This window comes from Nocardia niigatensis NBRC 100131 (genome assembly GCF_000308655.1).
GTDB lineage: Bacteria > Actinomycetota > Actinomycetes > Mycobacteriales > Mycobacteriaceae > Nocardia > Nocardia niigatensis.
On sequence record NZ_BAGC01000009.1, the window covers coordinates 84,528 to 98,853 of the forward strand.

The 14,326-nt window shown below is 68.7% G+C and carries 13 protein-coding genes; 10 read left to right on the forward strand and 3 right to left on the reverse strand.

Annotated features, from left to right (window positions below; translation table 11 throughout):
- Positions 1-36: 36 nt before the first annotated feature.
- Positions 37-507: a DUF4254 domain-containing protein gene (locus tag ON33_RS04505; protein ID WP_040855587.1), complete on the forward strand. Its 471-nt coding sequence runs from the start codon at positions 37-39 to the stop codon at positions 505-507.
- Between the two features lie 90 nt (positions 508-597).
- On the opposite strand, the gene ON33_RS37925 is transcribed toward ON33_RS04505, so the two are convergent.
- From ON33_RS37925 to ON33_RS43050, 3 genes are all read right to left on the reverse strand, one after another.
- A complete protein-coding gene (locus tag ON33_RS37925; protein ID WP_051151631.1) occupies positions 598-2,427 on the reverse strand; it encodes a serine/threonine-protein kinase in 1,830 nt (609 codons plus the stop codon).
- Positions 2,424-3,593, reverse strand: coding sequence for a DUF7373 family lipoprotein (locus tag ON33_RS04515; RefSeq protein ID WP_040855468.1), 1,170 nt, complete (start codon positions 3,591-3,593; stop codon positions 2,424-2,426). The genes ON33_RS37925 and ON33_RS04515 overlap by 4 nt, the downstream gene beginning before the upstream one ends.
- A 185-nt stretch (positions 3,594-3,778) precedes the next feature.
- Positions 3,779-7,537, reverse strand: a complete 3,759-nt coding sequence (locus tag ON33_RS43050) for a MinD/ParA family ATP-binding protein (protein ID WP_245550301.1) — start codon at positions 7,535-7,537, stop codon at positions 3,779-3,781.
- Positions 7,538-7,906: 369 nt separating this feature from the next.
- Here ON33_RS43050 and infA point away from each other — a divergent pair, with 369 nt between their 5' ends.
- From infA to ON33_RS04570, 9 genes are all read left to right on the forward strand, one after another.
- Positions 7,907-8,128: a translation initiation factor IF-1 gene (infA, locus tag ON33_RS04530; RefSeq protein WP_040804562.1), complete on the forward strand. Its 222-nt coding sequence runs from the start codon at positions 7,907-7,909 to the stop codon at positions 8,126-8,128.
- 119 nt (positions 8,129-8,247) lie between these two features.
- Positions 8,248-8,361 (forward strand): 50S ribosomal protein L36, encoded by a 114-nt coding sequence (gene rpmJ, locus ON33_RS04535; RefSeq protein WP_033085975.1) that lies wholly within the window; start codon positions 8,248-8,250, stop codon positions 8,359-8,361.
- Positions 8,362-8,597: 236 nt separating this feature from the next.
- A complete protein-coding gene (rpsM, locus tag ON33_RS04540) occupies positions 8,598-8,969 on the forward strand; it encodes a 30S ribosomal protein S13 (RefSeq protein ID WP_040855471.1) in 372 nt (123 codons plus the stop codon).
- Positions 8,970-8,978: 9 nt separating this feature from the next.
- Complete coding sequence (gene rpsK, locus ON33_RS04545) at positions 8,979-9,392, forward strand: 30S ribosomal protein S11 (RefSeq protein ID WP_040855472.1); 414 nt, start codon at positions 8,979-8,981, stop codon at positions 9,390-9,392.
- A 22-nt stretch (positions 9,393-9,414) separates the two neighbouring features.
- Positions 9,415-10,020, forward strand: a complete 606-nt coding sequence (gene rpsD / locus ON33_RS04550) for a 30S ribosomal protein S4 (protein WP_040855473.1) — start codon at positions 9,415-9,417, stop codon at positions 10,018-10,020.
- A gap of 176 nt (positions 10,021-10,196) precedes the next feature.
- Entirely contained in the window at positions 10,197-11,255 is a 1,059-nt protein-coding gene (locus ON33_RS04555; RefSeq protein WP_040855475.1) for a DNA-directed RNA polymerase subunit alpha, read from the forward strand.
- A gap of 53 nt (positions 11,256-11,308) precedes the next feature.
- Positions 11,309-11,809, forward strand: a complete 501-nt coding sequence (rplQ, locus tag ON33_RS04560) for a 50S ribosomal protein L17 (RefSeq protein WP_040855477.1) — start codon at positions 11,309-11,311, stop codon at positions 11,807-11,809.
- A gap of 66 nt (positions 11,810-11,875) precedes the next feature.
- Positions 11,876-12,790, forward strand: coding sequence for a tRNA pseudouridine(38-40) synthase TruA (truA, locus tag ON33_RS04565; RefSeq protein ID WP_083868590.1), 915 nt, complete (start codon positions 11,876-11,878; stop codon positions 12,788-12,790).
- Between the two features lie 501 nt (positions 12,791-13,291).
- Positions 13,292-14,257, forward strand: a complete 966-nt coding sequence (locus tag ON33_RS04570) for a helix-turn-helix domain-containing protein (RefSeq protein WP_040855478.1) — start codon at positions 13,292-13,294, stop codon at positions 14,255-14,257.
- Positions 14,258-14,326 lie beyond the last annotated feature (69 nt).

Genomic DNA, 14,326 nt, shown 5'->3' on the forward strand with positions numbered 1-14,326 from the left:
GTGGCATGGCCCGACATGTCCGCTTCGTATGCGGATATGGAGGCACAGCCCTTGGCTGCCGGCCTATTGCCGACCTCCGACCTACTCCTGCGCGCTTGTCGCGGTCACCGGGTGATCGGCGGACCACTGCTGTGGTTCGCTCACGATCTCGCGGTGCTGCACGGGCGGCGGCTGGTCGGGCGCGGCGGTATCGGTCCGGAAACCGATCCCACCTCGATCGTTGAAACAAAGCGGCGCCGAATCGAATTGGTCATGGCCATTGACGACTGGATCGTGCGCTCGGTTCCCCAGCACCGGCTGGGTGCGACCTTGCACACCGAAACCGTCGGATCGGTCATCGACCGCCTTGCCGAGGCATCGGTTCGGGCTCATCACGCGTTGATGACCCTTGACGCGAATGATGAAATGCTGCACGGCGCTTGGCACCATTTAGCCGAATTGTCGGACGCTTACGACGATCTCGTCCGTGATGTGCTCGCCGGTCGGCGGCGGCTGCCCGCCTGGTAAATAGCAAGAAAACTGTGCGGTCCGGGCCCGAGGGTGGTCCGGACCGCACAGTTCTGCGCGAAAGATCATTTTCGCAATCGCGGTAGCCGATTACTTCGGCAGTCGCGAGATAGCCTCGCTGAGCAATTTCACAGCTTTGCCGCATGCGTCCGGTGAATTCGACAGATCGGACACCGTGACCTTCAGTTGCTCGGCATTGCCTTTATCCGTCGGCCGCACCAGGTAGCTGAGATAACAATCGTTGCTGGAACGCGCGCCGGTGACATAGGCGGTGAATTCACCGGCCTGCAGGGTCTCATAGGTCCACTCGCCCTGATCGGGGCGACTCTGGTCGACCAGGTCGACCCGGACCCAGCCGTCTCGGCCGATGGTCGCGCAGGCGTGCGGGGCACGCTGATGGTCGGAGATATCGCCGACGATCTCGCGAATCGTGCTGTCCTGCACCACCGAACATGGATCCACGCGCAAGATCGAGTTCGACGGAACCGTTCGCTGCGGCACGTACGAGGTCAGCTGTTGCGCGACCGCGGTCAGCGCCTCCTCCGACGCGGCGCACGCGGACCCCGGCTGGGCCGTCGGGTCCAGCTCCTCGGCCGACATCCGCAGCGGCACATTGCCGCCGGACTGGGTGACCAGCACGGTGTCGCACTTGTTGTCCGCGGCGCCGGCGCTCAGAATCGGGCCCCAGCCGGCCGTCCGGCCCGTAGGCGTCAACTGGTCCACACCGATCGCATGGTCGGGAATGTCCAGGTTGTAGTGGACCTTGCGTTGCGCCGAATCGACCACGGTGGTGCCGCAGCCGCCCTCGGCCGAAGCCTCCGGATCGCCGGTGCGGGTGCCGAGTTTGCCGGGCACGGCCTTGTCGATGACCGCGCAGACATCGAGCAGCCGCAACTCCGCGGCCGTCAAGTCCAGTGACGGATCCGTGCGGGGCTGGGCATGACCGTCGGTCGACGACCACCGGCTGAACCCGGCCAGCGCTCCGCTCACCACCACCATGCCGGTGACGGCCGCCGCCGCCCAGCCGATCGTGCGCCGCCGCCGACCGGCCAAGCGCGCCAGCTGATCCCGATAGCGGGTCTCCTGCTCGCCGCTGGACGACCACCACTCGGCGTCGGCCCGATGCGACTCCAGGAACTCCAGAACCGGTTGCGGCCACGCCGATTCCCCGGGAATCCGCTCCGCCTGCTCCAGCAGCTGGCGCGCCGACGGACGATGCGCGTGATCGGGCGCCAGGCACGATTCCACCAGCTTGCGCAGCGCGTGCGGGACCGCCTGCAGATCCGGTGTGGCGGACATGGATCCGGTGGCGGCCAGCACCAGCAGCATGCCGACCGCGTAGATGTCGACCGCGGACGTCACCGGCTCGCCCTCGGCCTGCTCGGGGGCCAGGTAGGGCGGAGCGTCGGCGACGGCGTGTGCAGAGCCCTCGGCCTCGCGCGCCCGGGCGATACCGAAATCGACGATGCGCGGGCCCTCCGGCATCAGCAAGACATTGCCGGGCTTGAGATTTCGGTGCACCAGCACCGCGCGATGCACCTCGATCAGGGCGGTGGCCAGGCCGGTCGCCAGCAGGCGCAGCCCGGGCACCGGCAACGGACCGCACGCCGCGACGACCGTCGCGAGATCCGGCGCCGGAAGGTATTCGGTGGCCAGCCACGGTCGCTCGGCGTCCGCGTCACTGTCCACGACGGCCGTGGTGTAGGGGCCGGTCAGCTGTTTGGTGGTCTCCAGCTCCCGCTGGAAACGCGCCCGGAATTCCATATCCACCGTGGTCGACCGGTGAATCTGCTTGACCGCCACCAGCTTTCCGGTGGGGGTGCGGCCCAGCAGCACCCGGCCCATCTCGCCGGTGCCGATGACCGCGATCATGTGGTGCGGGCCGATCCAGCGCGGATCGTCGGGCAGCAGCGCCTTCATCGCGGATCGCCCATGATCGCGTACTGTGCCGCCGCCAGCTGCCGGACATCGGTCTCGGTATTGCTGTAGACCGCGGCCACCAACCCGTCGCGCACCACTACGCAGCGATATCGGCGGGCCCGCACCGATTTCGGATCCGGGCGGGTCGCCTGCGAACAGGTTGCGGCCGTCAGGCCGCGGACATTACGCATCCAGGTGTACTCCGAGTTCTCGGGGTCGGCTGCCAGATCCCGGCCGTACTGTGCGGCGGCCTTCGAATCCCGCATCCGATACAGGTACTTGTTGTGGGACACCGCCAGCGCCGTCACGCCGCTGCCGGAATATTTGCCGAAGGTGTGCGGTGGCTCCGGGGAGAGCGCCGAGAAGGCGCGGACCCCGAACGCGGCGAACGTCTTCGGATCGCCCAGCGGATCACCGGTACGCACCAACCGGGTCAGCAGGCCGTCCGGATCGAGCGGCACCGTGGCCGGATCCGGCACGGACGCGGTGTCGAAACCAGCCAGCCCCGCCACCTGCTTGCGATAGGCGGTGGCGACCAGGTCGGCCAGTCGGCCCGGATCGGGATCCGGCAGCTCGGCGTAGACCCGGATCACCACGTTCTTCCACGCCAGCAGACTGCCCAGCGACGGCACACCCGGCCGCCAGTGACTCAGCGCGGCCGGGAACGCGTCCAGTCCGACCGGCGCGTTGTCGGGACTCGCCTCGAAATCGACCCGGGCCATCTCGGCCGCGGCCGCCGACGCCGACCGCTCATCGCGGAAAGCCGTGAGCGACAACGCCAGATATTTCTGCGGACCGTCACCGGCGGCCCGATTCGCGGCCGCCATCCCGAAGGAACCGGCCACCCCGAAGGGACGCGCCGCCGCCCGCTGCTGCGGCGACAACGCGGTCTCGTGGAAGCCGCGGTCGTCGGCGGAGATGCCCCCGCCGCGCACCGTCGTCAGCTCGGGATCGACGTCGGTCGCGAAGACGATGTGATCGGCCAGCCGCAACGACTCGGCGAAGATCCCGCGAATCCGGCTCGGCCGCCGATCGAAGTCGTTGTCGCCGTGAATCGAGTACGGCCCGTAATCCGGTGCGCCGCCGTCGTTCCCGCACGCGGTGGCCAGGAGCAGCGCGGCGGCACCTATTCCGGCGGCGCACAGTCGCCCGGACTTCAGACGCATGCGTTCCCCTCACCCACCGGTCAGTGGCGGGTCGGCCGTACGAACAAAACCCGCATCGCACCGAGGCGAGCGGCGCGATCGAGCCACAAACTAGCACCCGGCCGGAGCCGTGTCATGCGCAGCCTTCCCGGTCGAAGCGACTGCCCCCGAACGGATTCGGATCCGGCGCCGGAACCGACCGCGAGTCAGCCCCGGTAGTGCCGGTGGTCGGCCCCGAAATCATCCGCGACAGCGGCCGCCAGCTCGACATACGCGCGCTTCACGGGCTTGCTCAGCCGGTGCAGATCGATCTCCGCGCCCTCACCCAGATGGGCGTCGTACGGGATGATGTGCACCGCACGGCAACGCGACAGGAAATAGTCGCGCAGCTGATTGATGCCGACATTCGGGGCGCCCGGGCGCGGCAGGTTGATCACCACCACCGCGTTGCGGACCAGATGATCGTGGCCGTGTAGTGACAGCCAGTCCAGGGTGGCGGCGGCACTGCGCGCGCCGTCGATCGCCGAGGACGAGATCAGCACCAGCGAATGCGCCAGATCCAGCACACCCGCCATGGCCGAATGCATCAGGCCGGTACCGCAGTCGGTGAGGATGATGTTGTAGAAGCGCTGCAGGATCCGCGCGACCGCACGGTACTCCTCCTCGCTGAACGCCTCCGACGCCGCCGGATCCCGCTCACTGGCCAGCACCTCCAGCCGGCTGCTGCCCTGCGAGGTGTGGCGGCGCACATCCGAATACCGCTGAATGTGTTCGTCCAGCAAGAGATCCCGCACCGTAGACCGGGTCTGCAACGGCACCCGCTGCGACAGCGTGCCGAAGTCCGGGTTCGCGTCGACCGCGATCACCCGGTCCCCGCGAATCGAGGAGAAGATCGAGCCCAGACCCATGGTGGTCGTCGTCTTCCCGACGCCGCCCTTCAGCGACAGCACCGCGATCCGGTAATCCCCGCGCACGGGCTGGCGGATCCGCGCGACCAGCTCCTGCAGGCGGCGCTCCTCCGCCGACATGCCGGGATTGATGGCGCCGCCGGACATATGGTGCACGGCCCGGCGCCATCCCGACTCCGGAGCCTTCTTGGCCCGGCGCAGCGGCACATCGTCCAGGGACGGCGCGGACCCGCCCGCGAAACCGGTCGGCCCGCTCGCGCCCCAGGTGCCCGGCCCGCGAACTCCCGGTTGCGCGGACGCCATGCCGTACTGCCCGAAACCGCTGGGTCCGGGCTGCACTGCGCCACCCGATCCCGGAGCGCCGGTGCCGTACTGGCCAGGAGCCCCGCCGTACTGCCCGGGAACACCCGAGTGACCGGCTGCTCCCAGGTCACCCGGCTGTCCCGGGCCGCCGGGCGTCGCGCCCATATCAGCGGCGGAACCGTTCGGATGAACGGCACCCTGTTCCTGTCCCGATGTGGCCCAGGGCATTTGCCCGCCGGGACCCGGGCCCTGCGACCCGTCCGCACCAGGCTGTCCCGGCGCGCCCCAAACCGGCTGTCCCTGCGCGGGTTCGCTCGGCGTGCCCATTCCGTGTGGTCCCGGACCAACGGTCTGCGGGCCGGTCAGCCCGGCAGCCGCCGCTTCGGACATGGGGGCGTTCGCCCACGGATTCGCGTCCGCGTTGGCATCCACGCCACCCGACATCGGACCGTCCGGTCCTTGCGCCCAGGGATTCAGCTGCGGCGGAACGGCACCCGCCGGGAAGCCCGGGGTCTGCTGCATCGGCGGCATTCCGGAATCGGTCCGGCCCGGACCGCTCGCCTGCGGTCCGTTGAACCCGGCAGCGGTTGCCTCGGACATGGGCGCGTTCGCCCAGGGGCTCACACCCCCATCGGGGTTGCCGGACTGGACATCCGCATTGGTGAAATTCGGACCCGACGCCTGCCCCCACGGGTTCGGCTGCGGCGGAACGGGACCCGCCGGGAAGCCGGGATTCGGCTGCATCGGCGGAACCCCGGAGCCGGCTGCGGGCGGCATTCCCTGCATGCCCGGCATCGGTCCCGGAATCGGCGGCGCCGGCGGCATCCACTGGCCGTCATCGCCGGACATCTGTGCCCCGGGCCCGGGAAGGTGCGGCAGCGGGACGGATCCAGCACCCTGCGCCAGCGGACCCGCTCCCTGCGGACCGGGTGCGGGAACCTGCGGGATCGGTCCGGTGCCCTGCGGTGCGGTGCCCGGGATCGCGCCAATCGGGCTGGGGCCCTGCGGTACCGACTCGGACTGCGGCGGTGTGGTGCCGGGCATCGGCGGCAGTGGCGGGCGGCCGTCGCGTCGGCCGTGCGTGGACTCGGCGGAACTGTCCTGCGGTGCAGACGGTACCGAGCTGCCGAGGTGGGGATCCGAGGGCGGCGGGAGGGGGACTTCCGCGGCGCGGTGGCGGCCCGGCGTCATCGACTGGTCGAAGTCGGTGTTCGGGTCGGCCTGTTCGCCAGCGCCGGGTGCGCCGGTCAGGCCGGCCGGCTGGGTCTCGAGCAGCTCGTGGGCGGCGGCCGTCGTGCTCGGCACGGGCGCGGCGTCATTCGCGGCGGACGGGCTGGGAATGCGTGTGGTGGGGTCGGCGGGCGGACGCTGATCGGTGGCTGCGTGAGTATCCCCGGCAGCACTGCCGGGGCCGCGTCGACCGGCCGTGGCGGCCTGGTCCGGTTCCGCCCGGTCGGCGTCATCGGGCTGATGGGAATCCGGTTGGCCTGCGGCCGGACCGGTTTCGGAGGCCGACGGGGTCGGCACGCGTGTGGTCGGACCGACCGGGGCGATGATGCCGGAGCCGGTCGCGTCCAGGTCGCCCGGCGCCGGGGGCAGCGGCGGGTGCGACATCGTGGGCGCAGCTACGGATACATCGGTCGCCGACGGGGTTTCGGCATCGGCTTCGCCGGGAGCCGGGGGCAGCGGCGGGCGTGCGGGCCGGAGTGCCGGATCGTTTGTGGCCGAGTCGATTTCGCCGGGGGCGGGCGGGAGCGGCATGCGCGTCGTCGGATCGGCCGGGGGACGTGCGATGGCGGGGCCGGGAGCGCTCGCGGCCGGTGCACCGGCGAGGGAGGCGCCCCTCGGGTGTGACTCGGCCGAACTCGGGCTCTGCGGTGAGTTGGGCGAGGCCGGCAGCGGCGGCGGGGTGAATTCGGGTTGGTCGTGACGCGGTTGCGCCGGGGCGGACAGCTCCGCCCGATTCGCGGGCTCGGCGGGCGGCGTCGAGAACTGCGGGCGCTGCGCCGGATCCAGCTGACCCGAATGCCCGCCCAGCCGAGCCGGTTCCGCACCGGCGATGCGCCGCGTCGGATCGACCTGAGGTGTCGGCGGGGGTGAGAATTGCGGACCAGGCCCGGGTTGCCCGTCATTGGCCGGAGGCACGTCGAAGCGCGGTCCCGGAGGAGGAGAGGGCGCCTGGCCCGGGTGCGGTGAACCGGCGAAGCCCTGACCGCTGGGCAACATCGAGCCCTGACCGTTGGGCGGCATCGAGCCCTGACCGTTGGGCGGCGGGGGAGCGGAGAACCGGCCATTGGACGGCTGCGACGCAGGGCCCTGGCCGTTGATCGGCTGGGGCGCGGGGCGCTGGCCGTTCGGCGGGAACTGCGTGGGCGCCTGGCCGTTCGGCGGCTGTGCCGCGCCCTGGCCATTGGGTTGCGGCTGTCGGCTGTTCTGGCCGTTCGGCCGGCCGTCGCCGGACTGCTGGGGCGCGGTGCCCGGCTGGTCGTCGCGGTGCGGCAGGTTGAAATGGGTGCCTGGGTCGCGGATCGGCATGGGGGTGCCGGGCTGCTGGGTTCTCGGGTCCGGCTCGGCGGGACCAGGGACAGGATTCGGGGCGCGCTTGGGGGGTGCGTCCTTGCGGGACTTGCGCTTGCCGAAGAGGCCGCGGCCGCCCTTCTGCTCGGGGATGATGTCGTCCTGGGGGAGGTTCTCGACAGGAGCTTCGTAACCGGTTGCGGCGACGTCGCTCTCGGAGAGCCAGGGCGGGAGCATTGGGAGTCCGTCGTTCTCGCGACTCACATCTACCCCCGGGTGCTCGATCTTTCGCAGGACAGGGCGTAGTTTAGCGATCTCCGGCGGGGTGCGCGCCCGCCATATCCGGTCCGCCCGATCGCCCGTCGCACGGAGCCCGAAGCATCGACGCTGCGCAGCGGGGCATGTCACGGCACCCGTATTTGGCCGGGTCTGGGGGAACGGGTAAGCTAGGTCGCTGGTGACTTACATAGTGGCTGCGGCATGTCCTAGTGCCGCTTCCAGTGAGTATGTCACCGGGTTGGCCGCAATGCACCACCATCTTCGGGGCCGACCTGCCGTAATGAGCTTGAACCAACCAGGTTCAGCCTAACCGGGATCGCGGAGGATATGGCGAAGAAGGAAGGGGCCATCGAGGTCGAGGGCCGGGTTATCGAGCCGTTGCCCAATGCGATGTTCCGGATCGAGCTGGAAAACGGTCACAAGGTGCTGGCCCACATCAGCGGCAAGATGCGGCAGCACTACATCCGCATCCTGCCCGAGGACCGTGTCGTCGTGGAGCTGTCGCCCTACGACCTGACCCGCGGCCGCATCGTCTACCGCTACAAGTGAGTCACCCCGCCAGGGTGCACGAGACTTCCGGGGCGCGAGTCCCGGGTTTTCCCCGGTCAAACCGGCCGGGGAAAAACTGTGTTCACGGCCAGTGAACACCGACCCAGATTGGATCTGACGTGAAGGTTCAGCCGTCCGTCAAGCCGATCTGCGAGAAGTGCAAGGTGATCCGCCGCCACGGTCGGGTCATGGTGATCTGCGAGAACCTGCGCCACAAGCAGCGTCAGGGCTGATTGCGGCCTCGTGCCGTGATCGCCGGGACAGTGGATTCTTCACGCCCCCGGTCGCTCACCGCCAAGCACCGAACGCGGTTCGGATTGGCAACAAAGAAGAAACTCCCAGCGCCAGTCGCCGTCGCCGAGTCCCGTAGGGGACGGATGGCGGCCTACCCCCGGTACGGAGGCCGGGGCCCCGCTCACGAGGGGACGGACAGGGAGCAGACCTCCGCGAAAGTAAGGAATCGCCAACCATGGCACGTCTGATGGGCGTCGACCTCCCGCGCGAAAAGCGCATGGAGATCGCGCTGACCTACATCTTCGGCATCGGCCGTACCCGCGCCAAGGAGATCCTGGACGTTACCGGCGTCAGCCCGGACCTGCGTTCCAAGGACCTCAGCGATGACGACCTGACCAAGCTCCGCGACTACATCGAGTCGCAGGACTTCAAGGTCGAGGGTGACCTGCGCCGCGAGGTGCAGGCCGACATCCGTCGCAAGATCGAGATCGGCTGCTACCAGGGCATCCGCCACCGCCGTGGCCTGCCCGTGCGTGGCCAGCGGACCAAGACCAACGCCCGCACGCGCAAGGGTCCGAAGAAGACCGTCGCCGGCAAGAAGAAGTAGGGATAGCGTATGCCTCCGAAGAGCCGGGCCTCGGGCCCGAAGAAGACTCAGAAGTCGCGTCGCCGGGATAAGAAGAACATCCCGCACGGCCACGCGCACATCAAGAGCACGTTCAACAACACGATCGTGTCCATCACCGACCCCGAAGGCAACGTCATCTCCTGGGCGTCGTCCGGCCACGTCGGTTTCAAGGGCTCGCGCAAGTCGACCCCGTTCGCCGCTCAGCTCGCCGCCGAGAACGCTGCCCGCAAGGCGCAGGAGAACGGCGTCAAGAAGGTCGACGTCTTCGTGAAGGGCCCGGGTTCGGGCCGCGAGACCGCGATCCGTTCCCTCCAGGCCGCCGGCCTCGAGGTCGGCACGATCTCCGATGTCACCCCGCAGCCGCACAACGGCTGCCGTCCGCCCAAGCGGCGTCGCGTCTAGCGGGAAGGAAGAGTAGAAAACAATGGCTCGTTATACCGGCCCTATCACCCGCAAGTCGCGTCGTCTGCGTGTCGACCTCGTCGGAGGCGACCAGGCGTTCGAGCGTCGTCCTTACCCGCCCGGCCAGCACGGCCGCGCGCGGATCAAGGAGTCCGAGTACCTCATGCAGCTGCAGGAGAAGCAGAAGGCTCGCTTCTCGTACGGCGTCATGGAGAAGCAGTTCCGCCGCTACTACGAAGAGGCCAACCGCCAGAAGGGCAAGACCGGCGACAACCTGCTGCGTCTGCTCGAGTCGCGGCTGGACAACGTCGTGTACCGCGCCGGTCTGGCCCGGACCCGTCGTGGCGCCCGTCAGCTGGTCTCGCACGGCCACTTCACCGTCAACGGTGTGAAGGTGGACGTGCCCAGCTTCCAGGTCTCGCAGTACGACATCATCGATGTCAAGCCGAAGTCGCTGGCCATGTACCCCTTCCAGGTGGCGCGTGAGACCGTCGGCGACCGTCCGATTCCGGGCTGGCTGCAGGTCGTTCCCGGCCGGCTGCGGATTCTGGTGCACCAGCTCCCCGAGCGTGCGCAGATCGATGTTCCGCTGCAGGAACAGCTGATCGTCGAGTTCTACTCGAAGTAATAGGCGCCTAACGCGCCGCTGGTGTGGACCGTGGGGGCTTCGCCCCCACACCCCCGGAAAGGGGGACCTGGGGGCATCGCCCCCGGACCCCCAAAAGGGTTGGGGCGCAAGCCCCGAGGTTCGCGCAAGCTCCCAAATAGTGGGCGTCAAATGGTGGGCGCTCGAAGGAGGAAGAAATGCTGATTTCACAGCGACCGACGCTGACCGAAGAGGTCGTGTCCGAGAACCGGTCGCGGTTCACCATCGAACCGCTGGAGCCGGGTTTCGGTTACACCCTCGGCAACTCGCTGCGCCGCACGCTGCTGTCGTCGATTCCTGGTGCCGCTGTCACCAGCATTCGCATCGACGGCGTGCTGCACGAGTTCACCACCGTCCCGGGCGTGAAGGAGGATGTCACCGACATCATCCTGAACCTCAAGGGCCTGGTCGTGTCGTCCGAAGAGGACGAGCCGGTCACCATGTACGTGCGCAAGCAGGGCCCGGGCACCGTCACCGCCGGTGACATCGTCCCCCCGGCGGGCGTGACCGTGCACAACCCGGACATGCACATCGCCACCCTGAACGACAAGGGCAAGCTGGAGATCGAGCTCGTGGTCGAGCGCGGTCGCGGCTACGTCCCGGCCGTGCAGAACAAGGCGTCGGGTGCGGAAATCGGCCGGATTCCGGTGGACTCGATCTACTCGCCGGTTCTGAAGGTGACCTACAAGGTCGAGGCCACCCGTGTCGAGCAGCGCACCGACTTCGACCGCCTCATCCTGGATGTCGAGACCAAGAACTCGATCTCCGCGCGGGATGCGCTGGCGTCGGCGGGCAAGACCCTGGTCGAGCTGTTCGGTCTCGCGCGCGAGCTGAACGTCGAGGCCGAGGGCATCGAGATCGGCCCGTCGCCGGCCGAAGCGGACCACATCGCTTCGTTCGGCCTGCCGATCGAGGACCTCGACCTCACCGTGCGGTCGTACAACTGCCTCAAGCGTGAGGGCGTGCACACCGTCGGCGAGCTGGTCGCCCGCACCGAGTCGGACCTGCTGGACATCCGCAACTTCGGTCAGAAGTCCATCGACGAGGTCAAGGTCAAGCTGCACTCGCTCGGCCTGTCCCTCAAGGACTCCCCGGCTTCCTTCGATCCGTCCTCTGTCGTCGGCTACGACGCGGCCAGCGGCACCTGGAGCGACAGCGGTTCGTTCAGCGACACCGACAACGGCGAGCAGGACTACGCCGAGACCGAACAGCTTTAGGTCATTCGGGGTGTAGCGCCCCGAATCGGCCTTCAACACAGGAGATTCAAACAATGCCCAAGCCCAAGAAGGGTGCCCGCTTCGGCGGGACGGCGTCGCACCAGAAGGCGATCTTCGCCAACCTGGCGACGGCGCTCTTCGAGCACGGTCGCATCACGACCACCGAGGCCAAGGCCAAGGCGCTGCGCCCCTACGCCGAGAAGCTTGTCACCAAGGCGAAGGGCGGCACCCTGGCCGACCGTCGCGAGGTCATGAAGGTGATCCGCTCCAAGGACGTCGTGCACGCCCTGTTCGCGGAGATCGGTCCCTCGTTCGAGGGCCGTGAGGGTGGCTACACCCGCATCATCAAGACCATCCCCCGCAAGGGTGACAACGCTCCGATGGCGATCATCGAGCTGGTCCGCGAGAAGACCGTGACCAACGAGGCCGACCGTGCCCGCCGGGTCGCCGCTTCGCAGAAGGCCGCCGAGGCTCCGGCCGAGGCCGAGGCCGAAGAGGCTGTCGCCGAGGCTCCGGCCGAAGAGGCTGTCGCCGAGGACAAGGCCGCGGAGTAAATCCGGTCCTTCGGACTCGACAAGGGGTTTCAGGGGCTTCCCCTGAAACCCCGAGGGTGAGATTCCATGAGAGAGCCCGCCGTCCCCTCCGGGTCGGCGGGCTTTCTCCATGTTAACCAGGAGATCGCTGTGACCGTGGAGGATCCGACGCCCGAGCCGATTTCGATTCGGGTACGGCTGGACATCAGTTACGACGGCACCGATTTCACCGGCTGGGCGCGCCAGCCCGGCCTGCGCACCGTGCAGGGCGTGCTCGAGGACGCGCTGAGCAAGGTGCAGCGCGAACCGATCCAGCTGACCGTGGCCGGGCGCACCGACGCGGGTGTGCACGCGGAAGGTCAAGTCGCGCACTTCGATACGCACACCGAGGTGGACGGCCCCAAGCTGGTGCACCGGCTGGCGCGTTTCCTGCCGAAGGATGTGCGCGTCAAGGCGGTCCGCCTCGCGCCCCCGGAGTTCGACGCCCGCTTCTCCGCCATCCGCCGCCACTACGCCTACCGTCTGACGACGGCTTCCTATGGCGCGGAACCGCTTCAGGCGCGCAGTGTCGTCCCCTGCCGCCCGGGCCCCGATGTCGAAGCGATGCGCGAGGCGTCGCGAAACCTGTTGGGCCTGCACGATTTCGCTGCCTTCTGTCGCCGCCGCGAGGGTGCGACCACCATCCGCGAATTGCAGCGCTTCGACTGGGTCCAGGACGGCGACCTGCTGACCGCCTATGTCAGCGCCGACGCCTTCTGCTGGTCCATGGTCCGCAGTCTGGTGGGCGGCGTGCTGGCCGTGGGCGAGGGCCGCCGCACCCCGGCCTGGATCGCCGGTTTGCTGAACGAACGCGAGCGCTCGAGCTCGGTCACCGTGGCCCCGGCGCACGGCCTGTCCCTGATCGCGGTCGACTACCCGGACGACGCAGACCTGGCCGCCCGCAATGCCCAGACCCGCGAGGTCCGCACCGTTCCCGGCCCCGAAGGCTGCTGCGGCGACTGACCCGTCTCGTGCCCGTCCGGCGCGGGCCGAGCGCTGACAACCCACGGCCGCCGTTCGTCTGGACCCGGGTGGGTCGCCGACGGTTCCGTTCGTCGCCGCGTGAGCCGATGTGAAAGGCGGAGTCCGGCTTCCTGTTCGGTTCGGGGGTGCGAAGTTCGCCTTCGTCGTGTGGTGGACCGTGCGCAGGCGGATAGTCCTCGGTGTGGGGAAATCGAAGTGTTGCCGCGGGGCCGAAGACGCGAGAGTGGGCGCGGCTGCGGGCCATCGGCTCGAACGTTTGAGGTGGCCGGGCCGTTGTGCGGCCGGCATGGGCGGCCAATTCGATCGGGCGGGAATGACGGGGCGTGATTACGGCTGGGGTGCGGGTGAAAGTGCAAGTCCGGGATGAAGATTCGTGGTGCGAGTTGCGCGGAAAGGGGAAATTCGGACGATGGGATGAAAGTTGGATGTTGTTAGGGGAATTCGCGGATCGGGGTGGACATGGGGTGCGAGAATCGGGCAATGAGGGGCGGCGTCGAGCCCGCGGTGATGGAGGTTCGGTCCACACCGGAGGTTTCGCAGCAGGAGACTTTCGAGGAATGGGAGGCCGTGGTCGCGGCGGCCTATGTTCCGCTCGTCGTGACACCGGTGCGGTCGGGAGAATTCCGGGCGCGCATCGTGCAATCGAGATTCGACGGCATCGATGTATCGATGGTGACGGCCAGCGGACAGCACCTGAGCCGGATACCGCGGCTGATCCACGAGCCCGAGGAACCCATTCTGTTCGCCAGCGTGACCACACACGGGCACGGCTGGCTGGAGCAGGACGGGCGGGTCGGGGAACTCGCGGACGGCGGACTCACCCTGCACGTCAGTTCCCGGCCCTTCAGCGCCCATTTCGAGCAGTCCTGGGGCGTGGTGTCGGTGCAGGTGCCGCTGGCGGAGGTGGTGCGGGCGTCGGGGGTGCCGGCGGACCGGCTGCCGACCGCGGTGCGCTTCCCGCCCGAGGGCGCGGCCGGCATCGTGGGCCGCTTCTTCTGCGGTCTGGCGCAATTGCAGTACACCGCACCGGACCAGGCGGCGCTGCTGGCCAAACACGGGACGGGACTGCTCGCCTCGGTGGTGCAGCTGGCGGCGGGCGACCTGCCGCGTGACGAACCTGCCCAGACGCTGGCCAAACAGCGGGCGCTGGCGTTCATCCAACGGCATTACGCCGACCCGGAACTCACCATCGATCAGGTGGCCGGCGCGTGCGCGGTGTCGCGCCGCACCCTGTACCGGATGTTCGAGCACGGCGAGGACGGTGTGGCGGCCATGCTCCGGCGTATGCGGGTCGAGCGGGCCCTCGCGCTGATCCGCACCGACCCCACCCGGCCGCTGCTGTCGGTGGCCACCGCGGCGGGCTTCGTGTCGGAGCGGCAGTTCTATCGGGCCTTCAAGCGCGAAATGGGGATGACCCCTGGCGAATTCCGGTCGAATCATGCCTGATCAGGGGCTATATCGGGGCTGACGTCAATTGGCAGTGAGATGGCACGCCGGGGCAGTCACAACGGCGCG